Origin of the sequence: Pseudomonas sp. NPDC090208, from assembly GCF_044746785.1 — a bacterium.
Taxonomy (GTDB): Bacteria; Pseudomonadota; Gammaproteobacteria; order Pseudomonadales; family Pseudomonadaceae; genus Aquipseudomonas.
The window spans coordinates 349,502-372,817 of record NZ_JBIVCU010000004.1; the positions used below are offsets into that span (position 1 = coordinate 349,502).

The following is a 23,316-nucleotide window of genomic DNA, read 5'->3' on the forward strand; positions in this document are numbered from 1 at the left end:
TTCAATCCACTGAATGAATAAACTTGAAAATACTCTTCGCTCAGTGAAATTCCTCGTTGAGCCCATCCTATTCTTCGGCCTAGGATCAGTCCACAGGGCGATTTGAATAACAGCGGCAGCCGACACCGATCGAGCGCCAGCGTCCAGGCACCACACGCACGTTTTCTCTTTTCGCATCTGCCCACAAAAAACGCATGCCACGGCATGCACGACAACAAAGGTGGAAGCAGTCATGGCTTTTCTTCAGCTCCAGGCACTGTGCAAGCGCTACGGCGCAACCGACGCAGTGGTCGCCACCGATCTGTCGGTGGCCAAAGGCGAATTCGTTTCCCTGCTCGGCCCTTCCGGCTGCGGCAAGACCACCACCCTGCAAATGATCGCCGGCTTCGTCGACGTCACCTCCGGGCGCATCCTCCTCGATGGACGCGACATCACTCACGCCAAACCCGCCAGCCGTGGCCTGGGCGTGGTGTTTCAGTCCTACGCGCTGTTCCCGCACATGACTGTGCGCGACAACGTTGCCTTCGGCCTGAAGATGCGCAAGGTGGCGAACGACGATATCCAGAAGCGCGTTTCCCGGGTGCTGGAACTGGTGCGTCTGGATCGCCACGCCGAGCGCTACCCGCGTGAGCTGTCTGGCGGCCAGCGTCAGCGTGTGGCGCTGGCCAGGGCACTGGTGATCGAGCCGCCGGTGTTGCTGCTCGACGAGCCGCTGTCCAACCTCGACGCCAACCTGCGCGAAGAAATGCAGTTCGAGATCCGCCGCATTCAGCGTGAAGTCGGCATCACCACCCTGATGGTCACCCACGATCAGGCCGAAGCGCTGTCGATCAGCGACCGCGTGGTGGTCATGCAGGCCGGGCGCATCACCCAGATCGACGAGCCGTACAAGCTCTACGAACACCCGCGCACGCGCTTCATTTCCGATTTCGTCGGCAAGGCCAACCTGTTGCGCGGCGACCGCGATCACGCAGGCCAGGTGCAGATCCGTCAGCAGCACGGTGACGGCGAATTGAGCCTGAGCCTGCGCCCGGAAAAGATCGACCTGCTGCACGCCGGTGAAGGCCGTCTGCAAGGCCGGGTCATCACCCGCTATTTCCTCGGCAGCCAGTGGCTGTACCGCATCGAAACACCGATCGGCGAGTTGACCGTGGTGCGCCGCAACAATGGCGACGCGCCGCTCAATGAAGGCATGGCGGTGGGCCTGGACTGGCCGTCGGAACTGCTGCGCGTGCTGCACGCCGACGAGGTGCCGGCATGAGCAGTGCAAGCCTGTTGCGCGACAGCGGTCGCGGCTATCTGTTGTCGACCCCGGCGCTGGCGCTTTTTGTCAGCCTGCTGGTGTTGCCATTGCTGTTGACCCTGGTGCTGTCGTTCAACGTGTTCGACTATGAAGTCGGGGTCAAGGGCGATGCCTGGACCTTCGCTCAGTACCTGAATCTGGTCACCGATTCGTACTTCTACGAGATCTTTTTTCGCACCTTCTGGATCAGTGCGCTGGTGACGTTGCTGTGCGTGCTGATCGGTGTGCCCGAGGCCTACATCCTCAGCCGCATGGGCACGCCGTGGCGCTCGATCTTTCTGATCCTGATCCTCACTCCGCTGCTGATTTCCGTGGTGGTTCGCGCCTTCGGCTGGAGCCTGCTGCTCGGCGCCGACGGTCTGGTCAACCAGGCAATCCAGGCCCTTGGCGGGCGCCCGGTGAAGCTGCTCTACACGCCGTTCGCCGTGGTGCTGGCGCTGGTCCACGTCATGTTGCCGTTCATGATCATCCCGGTGTGGACCTCGCTGCAGAAGCTCGACCGCTCCGCCGAACAGGCTGCGTTGTCGCTGGGTGCAAGCCAGGCCACGGTGATGCGCCGAGTGGTGCTGCCGCAGGTCATGCCTGGCGTGCTGTCCGGCACCCTGATCGTGTTCGGCCTGTCGGCCAGTTCCTTCGCCATTCCCGGCCTGCTTGGCGGGCGCCGTCTGAAGATGGTCGCCACGGTGGTCTACGACCAGTACCTCTCGGAACTCAACTGGCCCATGGGCGCCACCATCGCTGTCGCGCTGTTGCTGATCAACCTGCTGGTGATGCTGTCGTGGAACCGGCTGGTGGAAAACCGCTACAAAAAATCCCTGGGGGAATGATTGATGTCCAAGAACGGTCCTCTGGCCCTGTCCTTTCACGCGCTGGTCGTGGTGTTCATGCTGGCGCCGCTGGTGGTGGTCTGTCTGGTGGCGTTTACCCCGGAAAACACCCTGAGCCTGCCGTGGGACGGTTTCTCCCTGCGCTGGTTCGAAGCGGTGTTCGAGCGCGCCGATTTCATTCAGGCTTTTTATAACAGCCTGATCCTGGCCGCCGTCGCCGCCACCCTGGCGACGCTGATCGCGGTGCCGGCGGCGCTGGCGATCACCCGCTACCGCTTTCCCGGCCGCGACTTTCTCAATGGCCTGTTCCTCTCGCCGATCATCATTCCGCATCTGGTGCTGGGCGTGGCGATGCTGCGCCTGTTCGCCCTGATGGGCGTCAACGGCAGCTTCGTCTGGCTGATGTTTGCCCATGTGCTGGTGATCACGCCGTACGTGTTGCGCCTGGTGATTGCCGCCGCCATCGGCATGGACCGCAGCGCCGAACAGGCCGCCGAGTCGCTGGGCGCCAATCGCTTCACCCTGTTCAGTCGCATCACCCTGCCGATGATTCTGCCCGGCGTGGCCGGTGGCTGGCTGCTGGCGTTCATCAACAGTTTCGACGAAGTGACTCTGTCGATCTTCGTCACCTCGCCGTCGACCCAGACCCTGCCGGTGCGCATGTACGTGTATGCCACCGAGTCCATCGACCCGATGATGGCCGCCGTGTCGGCGCTGGTGATCGCCCTGACCGCCGTGACCATGATCATTCTCGATCGGGTCTATGGCCTGGACCGCGTGCTGGTGGGGCGTCACTGATGAAACCGAGCCTGATCGACCACTGCCGCCCTTCTGCCTTTTGCCCTGTAGAGAACGCACCATGGCCTTGCTGAAACGACTGGCAGAGCGCGACCGCGATGTCCTGCCCTTCACCCTCGACGGCCAGCCGGCCAGCGGCCTGCAAGGCGACACGTTGCTGACTGCCGTACTGACCGCTACCGACTTTCTGCGCGGCAGCGATTTCAGCGCCGAACCCCGCGCCGGTTTCTGCCTGATGGGCGCCTGCCAGGATTGCTGGGTAAAACTCGGCGACGGTCGCCGCGTGCGCGCCTGTTCGACCCTGCTGGAAGCGGGCCAGTGCGTCAGCCGTGAGCCGGGGCGCAGCCTATGAAAAACAACGATGTGGTGATCGTCGGCGCAGGCCCCGCCGGCATCCGCGCCGCGCAAACCCTGAATGCTTATGGCCTGCGGCCGCTGCTGATCGACGAAAGCCTGCGCGGCGGCGGGCAGATCTATCGCCGCCAGCCGGACAATTTCAAACGCTCGGCCAACGCCCTGTACGGTTTTGAAGCGGGCAAGGCGCAAGCCCTGCATGCCACCCTCGATCAGTTGCAGGGCGACATCGATTACCGCCCGCAGACGCTGGTGTGGAACGCCGAAAACCGCACGCTGGATACGCTCTGCGACGGCGTGGCGGCGCAGGTGCCGTATCGCCGGCTGATCATCGCCACCGGCGCCACCGACCGCATTCTGCCGGTGCCGGGCTGGACCCTGCCGGGCGTGTACAGCCTCGGCGCGGCGCAGATCGCCTTGAAATTCCAGGGCTGCGCCATCGGCGAACGTGTGGTGTTCGCCGGCAGCGGGCCGCTGCTGTATCTGGTGGCGTATCAGTACGCCAAGGCCGGCGCCAAGGTCGTTGCGGTGCTCGACAGCTCGCCGTTGTCGGCTCAGGCCCGCGCCCTGCCCGCGTTGCTCGGCCAACCGAAAACCCTGGCCAAGGGCATGTATTACCGCGGCTGGCTCACCGCCCACGGCGTCCCGGTGCATCAGGGCGTCGAGCTGCAGAGCATTCAGGGCGAACAGCGGGTCAGCGGCGTCACCTGGCTGCGCGGTGCGCAACAGCAGCGTCTCGATTGCGACGCGGTGGCCTTCGCCCATGCCCTGCGCAGCGAAACGCAACTGGCCGACCTGCTCGGTTGCAGCTTCGACTGGAACCCGCTCAACCGCGCCTGGCTGCCGACCCGCGATGCCTGCGGTCGCAGCAGTGTCGACGGCGTCTATCTGGCCGGTGACGGTGCCGGGATCATGGGCGCCGATGCCGCGGAAATGGCCGGCGAACTGGCCGCGCTGACCCTCCTCGGCGATGGCGGCCAACGGATCGATCAGGCCCGCACCACTCATCTGCAACGCCAACTGGAAGCGATCCAGCGTTTCCGTCATGGCCTGGAAAGCGCCTTTCCGTTTCCGCAGCACTGGGCGGCCAATGCGCCGGACGAGTTGACCCTGTGCCGCTGCGAAGAAGTCAGCGTCGGCGATATCCGCCAGACCGTGGCCGAGGGGCATTGGGAGATCAATCGGGTCAAGGCCATGTGCCGGGTCGGCATGGGCCGCTGCCAGGGCCGCATGTGCGGGCTGGCGGCCACGGAAATTGTCGCCCACGCCGCAGGACGCGACATCGCCAGTGTCGGCCGTCTGCGCGGACAGGCGCCGATCAAGCCGCTGCCGTTCGGCGTGGAGACAGAACAATGAACCCTGTCATCGAAGTGGATGCCATCGTCATCGGCGGCGGCATCGTCGGCGCCAGCGCCGCACTGTTTCTGGCCAAGGGCGGCAAGCGCGTGGCCTTGCTGGAGCGGGACTTTTTCGGTTCGCACTCCAGCGGCGTCAACTACGGCGGCGTACGCCGTCAGGGCCGGCCGCTGTCGCAATTGCCGCTGTCGCAGCGGGCCCACGCCATCTGGGCAGACTTGCAGAAGTGGATCGGTATCGATGGCGAATATCAGCGTTCCGGCCATCTCAAGCTCGCCCGCAGCGACAAGGACATGGCGGCGCTGGTGGCCTATGAACAGGCTTCGCGGGGTTTCGGTCTGGACCTGCAACTGCTTGATCGCGATCAACTGCGCGCGCGTTTTGCCTGGGCCGGCGACGTGGCGGTCGGCGCGTCATTGTGCGCCGACGACGGCCACGCCAACCCACGGCTGGTCTCGCCGGCCTTTGCCCGCGCCGCCCAACGCGCTGGCGCTCAGGCGTTCGAGCAGGCCCATGTCACGGCGGTGGAACACGACGGTCAAGCGTTCAACGTACGCACCGCCAACGGCCAGCGTTTGCGCGCGCCGTGGCTGTTGAACTGCGCCGGTGCCTGGGCCGCGCACCTGGCCGATCAGTTCGGCGAACCGGTGCCGATGCGCTCCGGCCACCCGGCGATGCTGGTCACCGAACCGCTACCGATGTTCATGGACGTCAGCACCGGGGTCGAAGGCGGCGGCATCTATGCCCGCCAGGTCGCCCGGGGCAATTGCGTGCTCGGCGGTGGACAAGGCTTCCCCCTTGATCCGCGCAAGGCCCGCCCCGGTCAGGCGGCGATTCTGGAGATCCTGCGCAACGCCGTGGAGCTGTATCCACCGCTGGCCGGTGCCCAGGCGATCCGCACCTGGAGCGGCACCGAAGGTTATCTGCCGGACCGCGAGCCGGTGCTCGGAGCCAGCCGCACCCAACCCGGTCTGCTGCACGGCTTCGGCTTTGCCGGCTCCGGCTTTCAGATCGGCCCTGCTGCCGGTGAAGCGCTGGCGCAGATCGTCTGTCACGGCGCGCCTGACATCGCCCTGACACCGTTTTCGATCACACGCTTTCAACCTGCCCAGCCCGTCCGCCCCGCCACCGCCTTGCCGGCTGGCGCGGATAACGTCATCCCCCTGCAACGAGGAAGATCGCAGCCATGAACACCTTCAAACGCTTTGCCCTGTCCGGTCTGTCTGGCCTGTCATTGGCCGCCCTGTTCGCCTCGGCGCCGGCGATGGCCGAGCCGACCCTGTACCTGGGCATGAATGGCGGCACCATGGAACGCCTGTATGCCGACCAGGTGCTGCCGGCCTTCGAGAAGGCCAACCACGTCAAGGTGGTGATCGTGCCGGGCACGTCTTCGGACATTCTCGCCAAGGTCCAGGCCAGCAAGGACAACCCGCAGATGCACGTGATGTTCCTCGACGACGGCATCATGTACCGGGCGATTTCCATGGGCCTGTGCGGCAAGCTGCAACCGAACGCGACCCTGGCGCAGATCCCGGCCAAGGGCAAGATCAAGGACGAAGCCGTCGCGGTGAGCCTGGGCGTCACGGGCCTTGCCTACAACACGAAGATGTTCGCCGAAAATGGCTGGAGCGCGCCGACGTCGTGGGCCGACATGGCGGACAAGCGCTACAAGGACAAGCTGGTGTTCCAGTCGCTGGCGTCGTCGACCTTCGGCTTGCATGGCTTCCTGATGTTCAACCGTTTGCAGGGTGGCAGCGAGACTAACGTCGAACCGGGCTTCAAGGCCTGGCCGAAGACCGTCGGCCCCAACGTGCTGGAATACATCGCAAGCTCCGCGAAGATTTCGGAGATGGTGCAGACCGGCGAAGCGGCGCTGTTCCCGCTGACCCCGACCCAGGTCACCGCGCTGAAACTCAAGGGCGTGCCCGTCGAATACGCACCGCCCAAGGAAGGCGGCGTGGTGTTGAACGTGGCCGAGTGCACCATCGCCAACAACGACCAGCCGGAACTGGCACAGAAACTCGCCGAATTCCTGCTGACCCCGGAAGCCCAGGCGCCGGCGCTGGAACTGGGCGACCAGATTCCGTCCAACCCCAACACCCCGACCAGCGACAAGACCCGTGGTCAGGTCGAAGCGATGAATAAATACCTGGAAACGGCGGTGACCATCGACTGGGACCAGGTCAACCAGATCCGCCCGGAATGGAACTCGCGCTGGAGCAAGACCATCGAGCGGTAAGCAGCCTTTTCCCCGGCAAGTGCCGACGCCATTGCTTCTGGCCGACGGCCGTGGGAGCCGGCTTGCTGGCGATAGCGGTGTGTCAGGCAAATCGCTTTCGCGACCCTCGTGACCTCGGATCCCTCCCACAGGGTCTGCGGTGATTCTGCGGGGTGCGTTGCCATGCCGAGATCCGGCAAACAACACACACCTGTGGGAGGGAGCTCTGCTCGCGATAGCGTCAGGCCTGACACTGCTGTGCCGTCTGCACCGCCGCCATCGCGGGCAAGCGCGCTCCTACAGGTTTTGCGTCAACCACCTGTAGCAGTCCGTCTGCCGTTGCTTCTGGCCGAAGGCCGTGGAGGGATCCGAGTTTGCGAGGGTCGCGAAGGCGGTGTGTCAGGCAAAACGCGAGTGTCAGACCGCTGCGGCGTTCTGACACGCGGCGTTTTGCCGCCTGCCACAGGCCAGGTTTTACGCCGAAAATGAAATCGCCCTTCCCCTCTCGATAGATGACATCGATCAATTCATCGGAACAAGCGATTGGACGCTCTACGCTGCGGTCGGTAGCTTGCTCACCATCTGATCACGTGTTTCCGGTCGCCACTGTTATCGACCGCCGTGCATCGGTCTCTTCACAAGGATTTTGCCGGACGGTCCGCTGACCGCCCGCCTCAAGACTGGACGCTTGAACACCCCATTCATATCTGCATGGCGCGCGGCCTTTTCGTCGTAGTGCCGGCCATTGCCTGCGAGTCCGGAAAACAATGTCCATCCATACCCCGCAACAGATCGCCGAGATCACCATCGAAGCCGGTGTAAAGAAGTCGCATCTGCCCGTCCCGTCGATTCTGGTGCTGGGCTTTCTGGCCGGAGCGTTCATTTCCCTGGGCTTTCTGCTGGACATCCACGTCAGCACCATGATCCCCGGCCAGTGGGCCTCTCTGGGTAACCTGCTGGGCGCGGCGGTGTTCCCCATCGGCCTGATCCTGACCATCCTCGCCGGCGGCGAGCTGCTCACCGGCAACATGATGAGCCTGCCGACGGCGATGTTCGCCGGGCGCATTTCGCCGATGGCGGTGGCACGCAACTGGCTGCTGGTGACCTTCGCCAACCTGCTCGGCGCGCTGTTCATCGCGTATTTCTTTGGCCACCTGCTGGGCCTGACCGAAGGCGCCTACCTGAGCAAGACCCTGGCCATCGCCAAAGCCAAGGCCGGCGCCGATTTCGGCCAGGCGTTCATTTCCGGCATCGGCTGCAACTGGCTGGTATGCCTGGCGGTGTGGCTGTCGTATGCCGCCAAGGACCTGACCGGCAAGGTGATCGGCATGTGGTTTCCGATCATGGCCTTCGTCGCCATCGGCTTCCAGCACGTGGTAGCGAACATGTTTGTGATTCCGGCGGCGATCTTCGCCGATGCCCTGAGCTGGGCGCAGTTCGGCGAAAACTTCGTCGCGGTGTTCCTCGGTAACGCGGTGGGCGGCGCGGTGTTTGTCGGTCTGGCGTACTACGTGTCGTACATGAAAGCACCACAGGGCTCGGCAAAATCCGAAAATGCTGCGATTATTGACCACCAGGTCAGTCACAAAATATGACGAACGTGCGGCCTGATGCCATCACCGTTCGCTGTCGAGAATAATAAATGTCGGATCGCATCCTGATAGACGGTTTTGCCCGCAAAGTCGATTACGTTCGCCTCTCGGTGACTGATCGCTGCGACTTCCGCTGTGTGTATTGCATGGCGGAAGACATGACCTTTCTGCCGCGCCAGCAGATTCTGTCTCTGGAAGAGATCCAGCAGGTGGCCGAGGCGTTTGTCGCCATGGGCACGAAAAAGATTCGTCTGACCGGCGGCGAGCCGCTGGTTCGCTCCGGCATCGTCGGGCTGTGCCGCAACATCGCCGCCCTGCCCGGCCTGCGCGAACTGTGCATGACCACCAACGGCTCGCAGCTGGACAAACTGGCCCAGCCGCTGTTCGACGCCGGCCTCAGCCGACTGAACATCAGCCTCGACAGCCTCGACCCGGTGCGTTTCAAGGAATTGACCCGCACCGGCGACCTGCACAAGGTCATCGCCGGTATCGACGCCGCCAACGCCGCCGGGTTCAAGCACACCAAACTCAATTGCGTGGTGATGCAGGGTCGCAACGATCACGAGATCAACGACCTGGTGGCGTTCGCCATCGATCGCGGCCTGGACATCACCTTTATCGAAGAGATGCCGCTGGGCGTGATCAGCGAGCACAGCCGCGCCGAGTCGTTCTTCTCCAGCGACCAAGTGCGCGAGCGCATCGCCGAACGCTACACCCTGATCAACTCCGCCGAGTCCACCCAAGGGCCATCGCGCTACTGGCGGCTGGCCGAGGCGCCGGACATCCGCGTCGGCTTCATCTCCCCCCACAGCCACAATTTCTGCGCCACTTGCAACCGCGTGCGCGTCACCGTCGAGGGGCGGCTGTTGCTGTGCCTGGGCAATGAACACTCAGCCGACCTCAAGGCCATCCTGCGCGCTAACCCTGGCCAGCCGGAAAAGCTGGAAAAGGCCATTGTCGACGCCATGCAACTGAAACCGTACCAGCACAACTTCCAGATCAATGACGATGTGCAGGTGGTGCGGTTCATGAACATGACCGGCGGCTAGCCCGGCGCCACGCGCAATCACGCACAACAATGAAGCACGCTGGACACGCGCCGCCTGAGCGCAGTGCATCAACGTCGCGGCGAAGCACGTCCTGCCGCCAGATCCAGCAGCGCCTGCGCCACATCGACCATGCGCTGACCACGGTCCATGGAAGAGATCCGCAGCCGTTCGTAGGCGTCGTTTTCGCTGAGCCCGTATTCATCCATCAACAGCCGCTTGGCCCGCTCCACCACTTTTCGTTCATTGAGCGCCTGACGGGCTTCGTCGCGTTCGTCGTGGGCGCTGAGCAGACGCTGGGTCTGAGCCTGCAACATGTCCAGCACCGAACGCCCCAGATGGTGACCCAGACCATCCTCCGCCGCGCTGTCCAGATCCAGTGCCTGCACGTTGAACAACAGCGCCTGATCGATGCAGCCGGTGCTTTCCAGACTGACCAGCCGGTTGAGCAGCGTGCGATGGTTGTCCAGATCGGCGCGGGCCTCACGGATGCTGGCCTGGCAGCACTGCTGCAGCACGTCGGCGAGATGGGTTTCCACCTCGCGCATGGCATCGATACGCCGGGTGGTCAGTTCAAACCACATCTGCGACAGCGCCGGATCGACCGTGTCGCTGGCCGATGTCTTCAATGCCACCCCGCGCAAGCGCGCCACTTGCGCCGCCGTTTCACCGGCCTGCTGGTTGCGCCAGAGGCGCTTGCCGTCCTCGTCGGCGAACTCGGCAAAGGTCTGAAAACAGCGTTCCTGGCCCTGCACCAGATACTCGATACGCTCACGCAGCGGCTTGTCGAAGAAACCCGCCGCGAACCCGGTCACGCCACTGGCCCGTTCCTGCCCGGCCAACTCCTTGCCCTGCATGAAGTTGAACATCGCCACCAGCACCCGGGTGATCTGCGGGTCGATGGCAGTATCGGCCGCCTCGAACACCACCGCCAACAGGCCACCGATCAACCGGGTCAGCGCGGCGGTGGCCTCCAGCGCAGCAATCCGCTGATCACGAATGCGCCGCCGCAACCCCGGCAACTCATCCAGCCCGTGCATGACAAACGCCAGCCGGTTGAACAACCGCGCGCGGTCCGCTGCACTGGCCGAATCCAGATCGATCGCCAGAAAGCACGCCACCACCCGCTGCTCCACCGCCCGCGCTTCGGTGCTCAAAGCGTCGAGCATCGGTAGATGACCGGCATCCTGACTGCCCAGATACACATTGGAATAGCCACGCTCACGCTGCAGCACATGCACCCACTGGCTCACCAGCGCCACCAATTCGCACGTCTGCGCCAGCCCCTCCAGCCCCGCCAGTTCACTGCGCCGGGCAGCCAGCATGAAACGCAACGCGGGAGGCATGGGAGTGTCGGTCATGCGAATCGATTCTTTAGCTGAGGGCGATGCTGTAGGGGATGCAAAAGCGGGGCCGCCAGGATTGTCGCAATATCGCCCTGTAGCAGTCCGGCTTGCCGGCGGTGGCGATTTCAAGAATGTCGTCGCCGGCAAGCCGGACTGCTACGGCGGGAGTGCGTTTGTTCAGAGAAATGATGGCGTCGGTGATGACGCCATCGCGGGCGAGCGCGCTCCTACAACACACTGATCGACTGTGGGAGCGAATTCATTCGCGATGATCATCCAGCCGACACGAAATCATCGTCAGGAATACCGCATCGCGAATGAATTCGCTCCCACCGTTTTTCAGGGTGTTTGCCAGATATCAGTACACCACCAACCCCCGTAGCAGTCCGGCTTGCCGGCGGTGGCGATCTTGAGGACGCCTTCGCGGGCGAGCCCGCTCCCACAGTGTGTGTTTCGCCGGCTTTTGATCTGGCTTTTGATTTTGATCTTGGGGCCCCGTCCCAGAAGGCCGAACGCAGGCGATGCGCAGTGGGCCGAGCGACAGGATGTCGCGAGAGCCGCGTGGGCCATCGATGGCCCATTCGCGGCGGGCCCACGGAGCGTCGCCGGAGTGAGGGAACACCGAGCATTGGCGAGGTGCCGTATGGCGGGGTAAAGAGCCCTTGGCTGCCTCTTGAAACAGAGAGGGGGGCTTTTCCAAGTAACTCGCCGTCAGGCGAAACAAGGCTGCGTTAGCAGACTCGGCGGAGTGTCAGATATGCCAAGGACACAGGTTTTACGACGACTGCGGTCGGACGCGACCCCGGCGCGCTCGCAGGGCAAGCCAGCTCCTACAGGGTTCGCGGCTTACGTCTCACCCCAACAACTGACTCACCACCGCCCGCAATTTGCCAGGCTTGACCGGTTTGTTCAGCAGCGGCGCATTGAGCTTCTGCAACGAACGGCGGCACAGGTCGGTACGGTCGGCGCTGATCATCACACAGGGAATGTCGCGACCGAAATGCTGACGCAGGTGGGCAACGACATCGCAGCCGAGCACACCGTGGTCAAGGTGGAAATCGAACAGGATCAGCTCCGGCGCCCGCCCCTGCAGCACCTGGTAGCAGGACGCCTTGTCAGTGGCGGTAAGCACCTCGCAACCCCACTGCCCCAGCAACGCGGCCATGCTGTCGAGAATGCTGATTTCGTTGTCCAGCACCAGCAGGCGCCGACCGGGCAGCGGGTTGCCGGTGCCAGGTATCTGCTGTACTGCAACACTGACCGGTACCGGCATGTCAGTCGACAGCGGCACGTCGATGGAGAACACCGACCCCATTCCGGGTTGCGAGCGCACCAGAATCCGGCAGCCGAGCACGCGGCCGATCCGCTCGACGATCGCAAGTCCCAATCCGACGCCCTTGCGATCCGCTGCCCGACCGACATCCAACTGGTTGAATTCGAGGAAGATCGATTGCAGCCGGTCTGCGGCAATTCCACGCCCGCTGTCCCAGACCTCGATTCGCAACTGGTCGCCACGCTTGCGCGCCCCCAGCAGAATGCTGCCATGGTCGGTGTAACGGCAGGCGTTGCTGAGAAAGTTGCGCAGGATACGAGTGAGCAGACGCAGGTCGGTGCGAATGGCGAACTGTCCGATGCGCGCACGCAGGGTCAGCCCCTCCGCGGAGGCCACGGGCTCGAACTCGGAAACCAGCGGCATCAGTACCTCATCCAGCCGGTACACGTCGATGTCAGGCTGAACGGCAGCGCGGTCGAGCTTGGAGATGTCGAGCAGGTCGGTCAGCAGGTCTTCCGCGCCTTCCAGCGCCTGATGGGTGCGTTCCACCAGGACCTGTTCGGCATCGGGCAAGGTGCGCTCGCGCAAAGTGGAGATCAACAGCCGTGCCGCATTGAGCGGCTGCAACAGGTCGTGGCTGGCGGCGGCAAGGTATTTGTCCTTGCTGCGGTTGGCCGCCTCGGCAGCGTCCCGCGCCTCGCGCAGGTCACGTTCGATGCGTTCGCGGCGGGCGATCTGCTTTTGTAGTTTGCGGTTGGCGTCCAGCAATTCATCGGTGCGCGCCGCCACCCGCAATTCCAGTTGATCGTTGAGTTCCTGCAAGCGTTGCTGGGCCAGCTTGCGTTCGGTGATGTCGGCGACAAAGCCCTCGAACAGGCCGTCTTCGTCGGGCTTGAGCAGCAGGTTCATCAGCACATCGACGTAGCTGCCGTCCTTGCGCCGCAGGCGGGTTTCATAGCCCTGCAGGCTGTGCTCGCGTTGCAGCACGTGGGCGATGGCGTTCAACTCGACCTGGGCACCGATGAACAGCGTGCCGGCCAGATCGTGCAGAAACAGCAGCAATTCCTCTTCATCGCGATAACCGAGCATGCGCGCCAGCGCCGGGTTGGCCGCGCGCAGGCCTTCGTGCAGGCTGGCCTGGAAGATGCCGTGTACCGCATGCTCGAACAGCCATTTGTAGCGGTTGCGCTCGTTTTCCAGCTCGGCCAGACGCAGGGTCAGTTCCGGGTAATGGCTCTTGCGCGTGGAATGGTTGCCCAGGCCAAGCAGCGCGGTCAGCGCACCTTGCTGGGGTTCAGAGGGCTTCGCCATACACCACTTCGACGTCGCGCTGGCTGGACACGCGCGGGTTGGTGAGGATGCACGGATCGCCCATGGCGTGCTGCGACAGGAACGGAATGTCGCTGGTGCCGACGCCATGCAGGCTCAGGGTTTCGTGGAAGCCGACCTGATGCTTGAGCGTGACCAGATGCTCGACCAGGCGCTTGCTGATCGCCGCATGGCTGAGGCCGCGGCAGTCGATGCCGAGGGTTTCGGCAATCACCTTGAAGCGGTCCGGGGCGGCGCTGTAGTTGAACGCCACCACATGCTCGACCAGCACCGCGTTGCACAGGCCGTGGGGCAGATCGAGGAAACCGCCGAGGCTGTGGGACATCGCATGCACCGCGCCGAGGATCGCGTTGGAGAACGCCAGACCGGCCTGCATGCTGCCGAGCATGATTTTCTCGCGCAGGGCGATGTCTGCCGGATTGGCGATCATCTGCACCAGATTGCCGTTGATCAGCCGCATGGCTTCCAGCGCATGAGGGTCGGTCAACGGGCCATGGCCGGTGGAAACGAACGCTTCGATGGCATGCACCAGCGCATCGATGCCGGTACAGGCCGACAGGAACGGGTCCATGCTCAGGGTGGTTTCCGGGTCGATCAGCGACACGTCGGGCACCACGGCCTTGCTGACGATGGAGAATTTCATGCGTTCCTGCTGATCGGAAATGATCACGAACTGCGAGACGTCGGCGGAGGTGCCGGCGGTGGTCGGGATCAGGATCAGTGGCGGGCTCGGCACGCGGATGGTGTCGACACCTTCGAATTCGAGGATGTTGCGTCCGTGGGCCACGGCAATGCCGATGCCCTTGCCGCAGTCCATGGGGCTGCCGCCGCCGACCGCGACGATCACATCGCAATGGTGTTCGCGGTACAGCTCGGCGCCGAGCATGACCTCTTCCACCCGCGGGTTGGGCGAGACGCCGCTATAAAGGAAGTATTCCAGACCCTGGGCCTGCAGGCTGGCTTCGACGTCCGCCACCCAGCCGGCGGCGATCACGCCGGGATCGCTGACCACCAGCACCTTGCGTGCGCCGAAGGTTTTTGCGTAGTTGCCGACGCTGTGGCGGCTGCCCGCACCGAAGATGATTTCCGGGGAGACGAATTTACGCAGTTGGTTGAGGCTCTGGCTCATATCACGCGCATTCTTGTTGTTATCAGAGAATGAGCGCCAGCCTAGAGCATCTGTCGGGTAATGCAACAGGACCAATGTCTGACGGTGTCGGCTCATGGCAAAGGTCTGCGCAGGGCGTGAGATAGACCGGTCAACCCAGTGATTGACCGGTGCACGATCAGCGGTTGGCGAAGTACATGGTCACTTCAAAACCAATGCGCAGGTCGGTGAACGCGGGTTTTTTCCACATGGGTCGTTCCTCCTGTGTACCGGGTTGGTCCGGCCTGTGCATTAGGGCACGGGAACGTGGGCGGGCGAATAGTACTTTGGCACTGATCCGGATAAGACTGTAGGAGCGCGCCTGCCCGCGATGGCGTCATGGCCGACGCCGCCTCATCGCTGAAAGAATGCTATCCCTGTAGGAGCTGGCTTGCCCTGCGACCGGCGAGGCAGTCGTCGTAAAATCTGTGCACTCGGTTTGTCTGGCTGATCGCTGTAGCTGCTAACGCAGCTTGGTTTCGCCTCCGGCACGTTACGCGAACCTGTAGGAGCGTGGCTTGCCCGCGATCGGCGACGCAGTCGTCGTAAAACCTGTGCATGCGGTGTGTCATTTGGATTGCCGAGTCTGCTAACGCAGCCCTGTTTCGCCTCACGGCGAGTTACTTGGAAAAGCCCCAAGTAACCAAGGGCTTTTTACCCCGCCATACGGCATCTCGCTTTGGCTCGATGTTCCCTCACTCCGGCGACGCTCCGTGGGCCCGCCGCGAATGGGCCATCCATGGCCCACGCGGCTCTCGCGGCATCCATGCCGCTCAACCCACTGCGCATCACCTGCGTTCGGCCTTCTGGAACGGGGCCCCAAGATCAAAATCAAAAGCCAGATCAAAATCTCGGCGAGGCGGACTAACGTCCGACCTGGCTGGCCGAACGCAATCTCCTGTAGGAGCTGGCTCGTCCTGCGACCGGCTGCGTAGCAGTCGTTAACCCTGACGACTATGCATTTCTGACACTCCGCGTTCACCGGTTTTACGACGAGTGCCTCGCCGGTCGCAGGGCAAGCCAGCTCCTACAAATAGGCAGTGATCATCCCGGTTGTGTTGCCATGCCAAGATCCCGCAAACACCACAATCCGTGGGAGGGAGCTCTGCTCGCGATGGCCTCATTCCTGCCAATACTGTGTTGACTGGCTCACTGCCATCGCGAGCAAAGCGCCCTCCCACTTGGATGGATGGTGATTCACGTCTCGTGCATGCCTTGTGCTTTTGATTCTGGCCGCCCCCTCTTCCGGTACATGATGAACGGCAGGCAATCTGCTCAAGTGGCGAGCGATTCAGCCGATATGCTGGTTGTGCAGACAGCGCCTCACAGGGTTCCAACGGCGCCAGGGATCGGAAAAAACGCTGCGACTGCTTTTGACGAGACGGCTCTTCATGACTCCCCCAACGCTCTATCTCAAGGCCTGTAGCGCGGTTTTCGTTGCCGCGTGGTTGTGCCTGAGCAGTTCGTGGGTCAGTGCCGGGCCGATTCGTATCGTCACTGAGGAACTGCCGCCTTACAGCATGACCCGCGACGGCAAGCTCACCGGCATGAGCACCGAGGTGGTGCAGGCGGTGCTCAAGGAAGTGAACGTGGAGGCGACGATCCAGGTGATGCCCTGGGCGCGGGCCTACGATCTGGCGCTGCACGAACCCGATGTGCTCATCTATTCCATCACCCGCACGCCCGAGCGCGAACACTTGTTCAAGTGGGTCGGCACGATCGCGTCTTCGCCGTGGTATCTGTATTCCGCCGCCAGCCATCCGGTCAGCCTGATGGACCTGGAAGACGCGCGCGATTGGCAGACCGCAACGGTCAACGAAGACGTCGGAGAACAGTACCTGACCGGCAAGCAGTTCGTGGTCGGCCAGCAGTTGCAGTCGAGCAACCGCTACGAACTCAATTATCAGAAGCTGCAGACCGGCCACGTCGATCTGTGGATTTCCGACGAACTCAACGCCCGCTATCTCGCTCGTCAGGTCGGCGACGATCCTGATCACACGCTGGTGCAATCCTTGCGTCTACCGGCTCTGGAAGATGCCGGAGGGTTCAACATGGCTTTCAGCACCGGGACAGCGGATGCTACTGTGCAATTGTTTCAAAAGGGACTGGCCAAACTCCGTGCGAACGGAACCTACGACGCCATTGCACGGAAATGGAATTGAGCATGCTCGCGGAGTCCGAAACCAAGTTGACCGAAAATCCCCCCGCCCTGCCGCGCACCGGCTCGCTGGCCCGTCGTCTGGTCATGGCCACGCTGGCCTTCTGCCTGGTGTTCACTCTGGCGACGGTGATGGTCCGCACCTGGTTTGCCTGGAACACCAACCTGTCGAACATGAATGCCGAGCTGAACCTGATCGATCAGGTGTTTCAGGGCACGCTGTCCAAGGCCGTCTGGGAAATGGACGGCGAAGCCATGCAGGCTCAGGTCGACAGTGTGTCGCTGGCCGCACCGGTGGGTCGCGTCGAGTTGCGCATCGTCCGGCCGGGCCGCGCGCCGGAAGTGCTGGAGCGCAAACACCCCGGCCATACCGGTTCGATTCTGGCGCCGGCGCTGCACCGGCAGTTGATCTACAGCCCCTACGCAGGCGCCAATGAGACGGTCGGCGAGCTGACCATCGAGGGCGATGAAAGCCTGTTGTGGAAGCGCCTGTGGAAGGAAGTCGGGATCATCATGCTGACCCAGATCATTCAGTCGCTGGCGCTGGCCGGGCTGATCATGGGCATGTTCAACCATTCGGTGACCCTGCATGTGCGGCGCATTGCCCGCCATCTGGAGCAGCTCACGCCGCAGAATCTCAAACAGCATCTGACCCTGGGACGGCACAGCAACAGCGCCGACGAGCTGGACATGCTCGAAGCCGGGGTCAATGACCTGCAGGACAAACTGGCCAACCACATCGAACGCCAGGCCCGCGACGAGGCCGCCCTCGCCGCCAGCCGCGACCAACTGGCCGAACTGGTGGAGCAGCGCACCGCGCAGCTGAAAGCCGCCAACACGCGGCTGGAGGCACTGACCCGTTTCGATCCGTTGACCGGTCTGGCCAACCGGCGCCACTTCGATGAAGTGAAGGAAATGGAGTTCAACCGTGCCCTGCGCCATGAACAGCCGTTTTCCGTGCTGATGTGCGACATCGACTTTTTCAAGCTGTACAACGACACCTACGGCCACGCCATGGGCGACCAGTGCCTGCGCGACGTGGCCTTGACCATGAGCGCGCTGTTCTCTCGCTCCGGCGAGCTGGTGGCGCGTCTGGGCGGCGAAGAATTTGCCGTGCTGTTGCCGGGGCAGGCTCACGAACAGGCGCTGGAGTCCGCCGAGCGCCTGCGTGAGCTGCTCGCCAGCCGTCAACTGCCCCACAGCGCTTCGTCGGTGTCGCCTTTCGTGACCTTGAGCATCGGCATCGCCGAACTCGATCCGGCGACGATGCAGCGTTTCGACCAGTTGCTGCAAAGCGCCGACAAGGCGCTGTACCGGGCCAAGAGCCTGGGCCGCGACCGTTGTGTGATCTGACCGGGGAAAAAGCTGAAATGGATAACGCCAGGCACTCGCTGAAACATCCGCGCCTGTTCTGCTCGGCTGCCCTGCTCGCGCTGCTTTGCCTGAGTGCGCAAGCGGACACCTTGCAGGTGGTGACCGAAGACTCTTCCTACAGCTCGCTGGTCGACGGCAAGGTGAGCGGCTCGGCCAGCGAAATCGTGGAACAGACCCTGGCCAGAGCCGGTATCAGCGATTACCACATGGCGCTCTACCCGTGGGCCCGAGCCTACGACATGGCACGTCTGGAACCCAATGTGCTGATCTATCCGATCATCCGCAGCGCCGAACGCGAGCCGCAGTTCAAGTGGGTGGGCGAGTTGGAGCAGGTCACGCCGCAGCTCTACAAGCTGCGCGAACGTCGCGATGTGGTGGTCAACAGCCTGCAGGATGCGAAGAAGTACAGCATCGGCGTGGTGCGCGGCGACTCGCGACAGGAATACCTCGAAGGCAAGGGCTTCAGCCGCATGGTGGTGTCGGCCAACAACCTCGACAACCTGCGCAAACTGCTCAGCGGCCAGGTCGCCCTGGTGCCATTACCTGAGCGCGAAGCCCGGGAGCAATGCGATGACTTGCACATTGCGTACGAGGATCTGGAAAACGTCTACACCCTCGACGAATTGTCCAAGGGACTTTACGTGGCCCTCAGCGCCACCACCCCTGCGGACACGGTCAAGCGTGTCACCGAGGCCTTTGCCCAGTTGAAGGCCGACGGCACGGTGGCGAAGGTATTGGCGCAGTAGTCGAGCCGATCCCATGCGTTCCACCCGCCATAAGCCGAACAACCGAACCTGTGGGAGGGAGCCCTGCTCGCGAATGCGTCAGATCAGACACTGCAATATTGACTGACACGACGCTTTCGCGAGCAGGGCTCCCTCCCACAGGATTCGCAGAGACGGGCAGATTCATCGGCCATACCGGCATCGGCGCCGGTTTCACACCATCGGCAAACTGCGGAAGATGTCCAGCTTTTCGGCCTCTGCCGTAAACGCCGCCAACTGCGGAAACTGCACGGCGCTGGCCTGATCCGGCACCACCAGTTGAATGAACGACCAGCCCACCGCAATGCTGATACCGTCCTGGCCGATGTCCGGGCCGGCGCTCAGCGGCTGCCTACCAAGTTCGCGTTCGAGTTCCGCGCAGGCGGTCTGCAACTGCTGGCTGACCCGGTCCACCCACGGCCCGTGCTGGATTTCTGCCGGGCGCAGGTTACGCTCGTAATAGATCTGCACCGCCTTTTCATAGGCCACCAGGGCGAGGCCGGTCAGGCGCAAGGTCCGCGTGCGCTCGGCCAGCGACGTCGGCATCAACCCGTTGCCGGGGCCTTGCAAGGTCTCCACGTAGTCGAGGATCAGGCTCGACTCCATCAGCACCACACCGTCGTCGGTGATCAAGGTCGGTGCCTTGATCAATGGATTGATTTCCCTGAACCGGTCCATGCCGCGAAACACCGACACTGCTTCATGCTCGAACGCCACACCCATACGTTTCAGACTGACCGCGACCCGCCGTACATAAGGCGAATCCAGCATACCGATGAGCTTCATCCAGCCACCTCCCGTTTCTTTATTGATGCCACCGTAATGGCATGAAAAACCGCTCCAGACCCGCAGGCTAGCAAAGGTCGGCGGCTGTGCAATGTTCAAAGCAGCGAGGCGGCCACAAAACTGTAGGAGTGAGCTTGCTCGCGATGGCGATTTATCAGCGATGTGCATGCACCTGGAAAACACCATCGCGAGCAAGCTCACTCCTACAGCTCCGGGATCTGATAACGATGCTCTGCCTTTGCCCATACCCCGCATTAATGTGCTAAAAACGCCTTCACAAACTCTTCACAAACGATCTGAAAGACTCCCGCGCGTTGCCTGCCCTCACCGCGCCTTTCTCATGAGTATCAACCCGGTGCAGACACGGCAGGCTGTCTTCAACGCGTGCACGGATAGCGCTTTACATGAATTTGAATTCAATGGCCAAACCCCTCACTTCGACCCGCCTGGTCATGCTGTTTTCCCTGTGTCTTGTGGTGTTCTACAACCTTGCCACCTGGCATGCACTGACCGGTCTGATTCAGTTGCAGGGCATCAAGGCCGTTGCGTTCTATGTCTCGTTCGCGGTGTTTCTGTGGGCCGCGATCACCCTGCTGCTGACGCCCTTCTCGTTTCGCCCCACGCTCAAACCGGTCCTGAGCCTGGTGGCGCTGTGCTCGGCGTCGGCAGCGTATTTCATGAACACCTACGGCATCACCATCGACACGGTGATGATGCAGAACGTGCTGGAAACCAACCCCGGTGAAGCCAAGGCACTGCTCAGCGGCAAGCTGTTCCTGTACCTGGCGTTGCTGGGCGCGCTGCCGATTGCACTGATCTGGTGGCTGCCGGTGACCTACCGCCGTGTGCTGCCGGGGCTGGTCAACAAGGTGCTGGTCTGCATCGGTTGCGTGCTGGTGATTGCCGCGTCCGTGGGGCCGTTCTATTCGACCTACGCGCCGATCTTCCGCGACGAAGACAAGCTGACCCACTTCATCAACCCGACCAACTACATATACGCCATCGGCAAGCTGACCAAGCAGACCGTCGCGATCAAGGAAACCGTCAAGATCCAGGCCGTCGGCACCGATGCCGCCCTCAGCGCCGAAGCGCAACAGCGGCCGAAAAAGAGCCTGATGATCTTCGTCGTCGGTGAAACCGCCCGCGCCGACCACTTCTCGCTCAACGGTTACGCCCGCGAAACCAACCCGGAGCTGAAGAAACAGGACATCCTCAACTTCACCCAGGTCGCCTCTTGCGGCACGTCCACGGCGGTGTCTGTGCCGTGCATGTTCTCCAAATTCCCGCGCACCGATTACAGCGACAAAAAGGGCAAGACCTACGAAGGCCTGCTGGACATGCTCCAGCGCGCCGGGCTGAAAGTGGTCTGGCTGGACAACAACAGCGACTGCAAGGGCACCTGCCTGCGCGTGCCCCACAGCGATATTCCGAAAAACCAGCCAAGCCCGTTCTGCGACGGTCAGAATTGCCTGGACGAAGCGCTGCTGGTCGGCCTGCAGGAGTACATCGACTCGCTCAAGGACAACGCCATCATCGTGCTGCACGCCGATGGCAGCCACGGCCCCGAGTACTACGACCGCTATCCGAAGGACATGGAGCGCTTCACCCCGGTCTGCCGCACCAACCAGTTGGGCAGTTGCACCTCGGATGAACTGAAGAACGTCTACGACAACACCATCCTCTACACCGACCACTTCCTGGCGCAGACCATCGAGTTGCTCAAGCGCAACCAGGACAAGGTCGACACCTCGATGATCTACGTCTCCGACCACGGCGAATCGCTGGGCGAGAACGGCATCTATCTGCACGCCGCGCCTTACGCCATTGCCCCAAGCGCACAGACCCATGTGCCGATGGTCATGTGGTTCGGCAACGCCACCCTGCAGGACGCCGGTGTCGACCGCGCCTGTCTGGCCGCCAAGCAGAACCAGCCGGACCTGAGCCATGACTACATGTTTCATTCGGTGCTAGGCTTGCTCGGCGTTACCAGCAGCGAGTACCAACCCGCGCTGGACATCTTCCACAGCTGCACCCGCGCCAAAGGATGACCTGACATGCCCCTCCAGAACCCGGTACAGCCTGCTGCGATACCGGTGTTCTGGCGGGACGCCGGGTTGCCCTTCATCGAAGCCCGCTCCATCGCGGACGGGCGCAAGGTCTGTTACGCACGCCACTCCCACGACGTGTTTTCCATCGGCGCCATCACCGCCGGGCAAAGCACCTACCTGCACGAAAAAACCCGCAAGACCATCGACACCGGCACTGTGGTGCTGATGAACCCTGGCGATGTGCATGCCTGTAATCCCATCGACGATCAGCCGTGGTCCTACGTAATGCTGTATCTGGACGCGTGCTGGCTGGGTCGCGTACAGCAGGCGTGTGGAGTGGACGTGGCGTCGGGGTTCCAGCCGCTGGCGGCGATTCGCAGCAACGATCCCGAGCTGTTCGCCGGCCTGCTCGACCTGCACCGTTTGTTGATCGATGCCGAGCGCGACGTGCTGGAAAAACACGAAGCCGCCATTGCCTTCTTCACCCTGATGCAGCAGCGTCTGGGCGGCGCACAGGCGCCATTGAAACAGGCCAGCGCCCGGGTCGAACGCGCCGCCGAGTACATCAACGCGCACTTCCTTGAGGCAATCCGCCTGGAGGACATCTGCGAGGCGGCGAATCTGTCCGAGGCCTATCTGATCCGCGCCTTCGAGCAGCACTACCACATGACGCCCCACGCCTACCTGATCAACCGCCGCATCCAGCACGCCCAGGCGCAACTGCGCGATGGCGAGCCGATTGCCGCTATCGCCCAGCAGAGCGGCTTTGCCGATCAAGCGCATTTCCAGCGGGTGTTCAAGAAGCACCTGGCAGCGACGCCAGGGCAATACCGGCAGTGATCAGACGTACAGCAGCGACACCGCACAACCGGTCAGCAACGCCGCCATGCTGCGGTTGAACAGGCGAATGCGTTGCGGGCTACGCAGCCACGGCCCGAGAAATGCGCCGGCATAGGCCCAGCAGGCCACCGACAGGTAACAGACGACAAAGTAGATCAGGGCAAACAGACCGATCAGTCGCGCCTCACCATCGGCAACGAACGCACCCATTCCTGCCACGGCGGCCAGCCATGCCTTGGGGTTGAGCCACTGCATCGCCGCGCCATGCAGGTAGGACGGCGGGCGAGCCGGCTTGTCCACGGTCAGGCGACCATCGTCGGCCGCCAGTTTCCAGGCCAGCCAGAGCAGAAACGCCACCCCGGCCCAGCGGATGATGTCCGTCAGCACCGGGTACTGGCGCAGCACTTCATGCAGGCCGAACCCGGTGAACACCAGCAGCATGACAAACCCCACTGTCGCGCCCATGACATGGCGCAGGCTCGGCAGCAGACCGAACTGCGCCCCGCTGCTCAGCGCCACGACATTGACCGGCCCGGGGGAAATGGACGCCGCCAGGGCAAAGGCGGCCATGGAAAACAACAGGGTCATCGGCATCAGTCTCCGTTTCGTTGAATGCCGGGGTACGTTAAGCGCGGGAGGGGTTGGGGGTATTGAAGAAAACTGACCAACGCACGGCCGGCTCGATCTCCTGTGGGAGGGATCGGAGGTTACGACGGTCGCGAAAGCGGTGTGTCAGACGGTGCATCATTGAATGGGA

General features: G+C 62.8%; 21 protein-coding genes. 15 read left to right on the plus strand and 6 right to left on the minus strand.

Annotated elements, in window-relative coordinates; genetic code table 11:
* The first annotated feature begins 232 nt into the window (after positions 1-232).
* The 9 genes from ACIPL0_RS09905 to moaA all read left to right on the plus strand — a co-directional run bounded on the left by ACIPL0_RS09905 (position 233) and on the right by moaA (position 9,497).
* Entirely contained in the window at positions 233-1,261 is a 1,029-nt protein-coding gene (locus ACIPL0_RS09905; protein WP_400599892.1) for an ABC transporter ATP-binding protein, read from the plus strand.
* Positions 1,258-2,130 carry an ABC transporter permease gene (locus tag ACIPL0_RS09910; RefSeq protein ID WP_400599890.1) on the plus strand — a complete coding sequence of 291 codons (873 nt, stop codon included), beginning with the start codon at positions 1,258-1,260 and terminating at the stop codon, positions 2,128-2,130. The genes ACIPL0_RS09905 and ACIPL0_RS09910 overlap by 4 nt, the downstream gene beginning before the upstream one ends.
* Before the next feature lie 3 nt (positions 2,131-2,133).
* Positions 2,134-2,928, plus strand: a complete 795-nt coding sequence (locus ACIPL0_RS09915; protein WP_400599888.1) for an ABC transporter permease — start codon at positions 2,134-2,136, stop codon at positions 2,926-2,928.
* A gap of 61 nt (positions 2,929-2,989) precedes the next feature.
* A complete protein-coding gene (locus ACIPL0_RS09920; RefSeq protein ID WP_400599886.1) occupies positions 2,990-3,280 on the plus strand; it encodes a (2Fe-2S)-binding protein in 291 nt (96 codons plus the stop codon).
* The gene (locus ACIPL0_RS09925) at positions 3,277-4,638 is read left to right on the plus strand and encodes an FAD-dependent oxidoreductase (RefSeq protein ID WP_400599884.1); all 1,362 of its coding nucleotides are present in this window, start codon (positions 3,277-3,279) and stop codon (positions 4,636-4,638) included. Before ACIPL0_RS09920 ends, ACIPL0_RS09925 begins: the two co-directional genes overlap by 4 nt.
* The gene (locus tag ACIPL0_RS09930; RefSeq protein ID WP_400599882.1) at positions 4,635-5,828 is read left to right on the plus strand and encodes an NAD(P)/FAD-dependent oxidoreductase; all 1,194 of its coding nucleotides are present in this window, start codon (positions 4,635-4,637) and stop codon (positions 5,826-5,828) included. The genes ACIPL0_RS09925 and ACIPL0_RS09930 overlap by 4 nt, the downstream gene beginning before the upstream one ends.
* Positions 5,825-6,877: an ABC transporter substrate-binding protein gene (locus ACIPL0_RS09935; protein ID WP_400599880.1), complete on the plus strand. Its 1,053-nt coding sequence runs from the start codon at positions 5,825-5,827 to the stop codon at positions 6,875-6,877. The genes ACIPL0_RS09930 and ACIPL0_RS09935 overlap by 4 nt, the downstream gene beginning before the upstream one ends.
* A gap of 746 nt (positions 6,878-7,623) precedes the next feature.
* Entirely contained in the window at positions 7,624-8,451 is an 828-nt protein-coding gene (locus tag ACIPL0_RS09940; protein ID WP_400599878.1) for a formate/nitrite transporter family protein, read from the plus strand.
* Between the two features lie 47 nt (positions 8,452-8,498).
* On the plus strand, positions 8,499-9,497 hold the full coding sequence (gene moaA, locus ACIPL0_RS09945) for a GTP 3',8-cyclase MoaA (RefSeq protein WP_400599876.1): 999 nt from the start codon (positions 8,499-8,501) through the stop codon (positions 9,495-9,497).
* 68 nt (positions 9,498-9,565) lie between these two features.
* On the opposite strand, the gene ACIPL0_RS09950 is transcribed toward moaA, so the two are convergent.
* Positions 9,566-10,855 (minus strand): nitrate- and nitrite sensing domain-containing protein, encoded by a 1,290-nt coding sequence (locus ACIPL0_RS09950; RefSeq protein WP_400599874.1) that lies wholly within the window; start codon positions 10,853-10,855, stop codon positions 9,566-9,568.
* Between ACIPL0_RS09950 and ACIPL0_RS09955 the strand changes: the two genes are divergently transcribed.
* On the plus strand, positions 10,854-11,081 hold the full coding sequence (locus tag ACIPL0_RS09955; protein ID WP_400599872.1) for a hypothetical protein: 228 nt from the start codon (positions 10,854-10,856) through the stop codon (positions 11,079-11,081). The genes ACIPL0_RS09950 and ACIPL0_RS09955 overlap by 2 nt on opposite strands.
* Before the next feature lie 612 nt (positions 11,082-11,693).
* On the opposite strand, the gene ACIPL0_RS09960 is transcribed toward ACIPL0_RS09955, so the two are convergent.
* The 3 genes from ACIPL0_RS09960 to pqqA form a co-directional block, all read right to left on the minus strand.
* Positions 11,694-13,424: a NahK/ErcS family hybrid sensor histidine kinase/response regulator gene (locus ACIPL0_RS09960; RefSeq protein WP_400599870.1), complete on the minus strand. Its 1,731-nt coding sequence runs from the start codon at positions 13,422-13,424 to the stop codon at positions 11,694-11,696.
* Positions 13,408-14,571, minus strand: a complete 1,164-nt coding sequence (gene ercA / locus ACIPL0_RS09965; protein ID WP_400599868.1) for an alcohol dehydrogenase-like regulatory protein ErcA — start codon at positions 14,569-14,571, stop codon at positions 13,408-13,410. The genes ACIPL0_RS09960 and ercA overlap by 17 nt, the downstream gene beginning before the upstream one ends.
* Positions 14,572-14,728: 157 nt before the next feature.
* The gene (pqqA, locus tag ACIPL0_RS09970) at positions 14,729-14,800 is read right to left on the minus strand and encodes a pyrroloquinoline quinone precursor peptide PqqA (RefSeq protein ID WP_009394664.1); all 72 of its coding nucleotides are present in this window, start codon (positions 14,798-14,800) and stop codon (positions 14,729-14,731) included.
* Positions 14,801-15,980: 1,180 nt separating this feature from the next.
* On the opposite strand from pqqA, the gene ACIPL0_RS09975 reads away from it, so the two are divergent.
* The 3 genes from ACIPL0_RS09975 to ACIPL0_RS09985 are packed head-to-tail and all read left to right on the plus strand — an operon-like array spanning position 15,981 to position 18,867.
* On the plus strand, positions 15,981-16,751 hold the full coding sequence (locus tag ACIPL0_RS09975; RefSeq protein ID WP_400599866.1) for a substrate-binding periplasmic protein: 771 nt from the start codon (positions 15,981-15,983) through the stop codon (positions 16,749-16,751).
* A gap of 2 nt (positions 16,752-16,753) precedes the next feature.
* Complete coding sequence (locus ACIPL0_RS09980; RefSeq protein WP_400599865.1) at positions 16,754-18,100, plus strand: diguanylate cyclase domain-containing protein; 1,347 nt, start codon at positions 16,754-16,756, stop codon at positions 18,098-18,100.
* A gap of 17 nt (positions 18,101-18,117) precedes the next feature.
* Complete coding sequence (locus ACIPL0_RS09985; protein WP_400599863.1) at positions 18,118-18,867, plus strand: substrate-binding periplasmic protein; 750 nt, start codon at positions 18,118-18,120, stop codon at positions 18,865-18,867.
* Positions 18,868-19,059: 192 nt separating this feature from the next.
* Here ACIPL0_RS09985 and ACIPL0_RS09990 read toward each other — a convergent pair whose 3' ends face one another.
* On the minus strand, positions 19,060-19,671 hold the full coding sequence (locus ACIPL0_RS09990; protein ID WP_400599861.1) for a glutathione S-transferase family protein: 612 nt from the start codon (positions 19,669-19,671) through the stop codon (positions 19,060-19,062).
* A gap of 404 nt (positions 19,672-20,075) precedes the next feature.
* On the opposite strand from ACIPL0_RS09990, the gene ACIPL0_RS09995 reads away from it, so the two are divergent.
* The gene (locus ACIPL0_RS09995; protein ID WP_400599859.1) at positions 20,076-21,719 is read left to right on the plus strand and encodes a phosphoethanolamine transferase; all 1,644 of its coding nucleotides are present in this window, start codon (positions 20,076-20,078) and stop codon (positions 21,717-21,719) included.
* Positions 21,720-21,725: 6 nt separating this feature from the next.
* Positions 21,726-22,559 (plus strand): AraC family transcriptional regulator, encoded by an 834-nt coding sequence (locus ACIPL0_RS10000; protein WP_400599857.1) that lies wholly within the window; start codon positions 21,726-21,728, stop codon positions 22,557-22,559.
* Here the strand turns inward: ACIPL0_RS10000 and ACIPL0_RS10005 are convergent, their stop codons facing one another.
* Entirely contained in the window at positions 22,560-23,147 is a 588-nt protein-coding gene (locus tag ACIPL0_RS10005; RefSeq protein WP_400599855.1) for a LysE family translocator, read from the minus strand.
* Between the last annotated feature and the right edge of the window lie 169 nt (positions 23,148-23,316).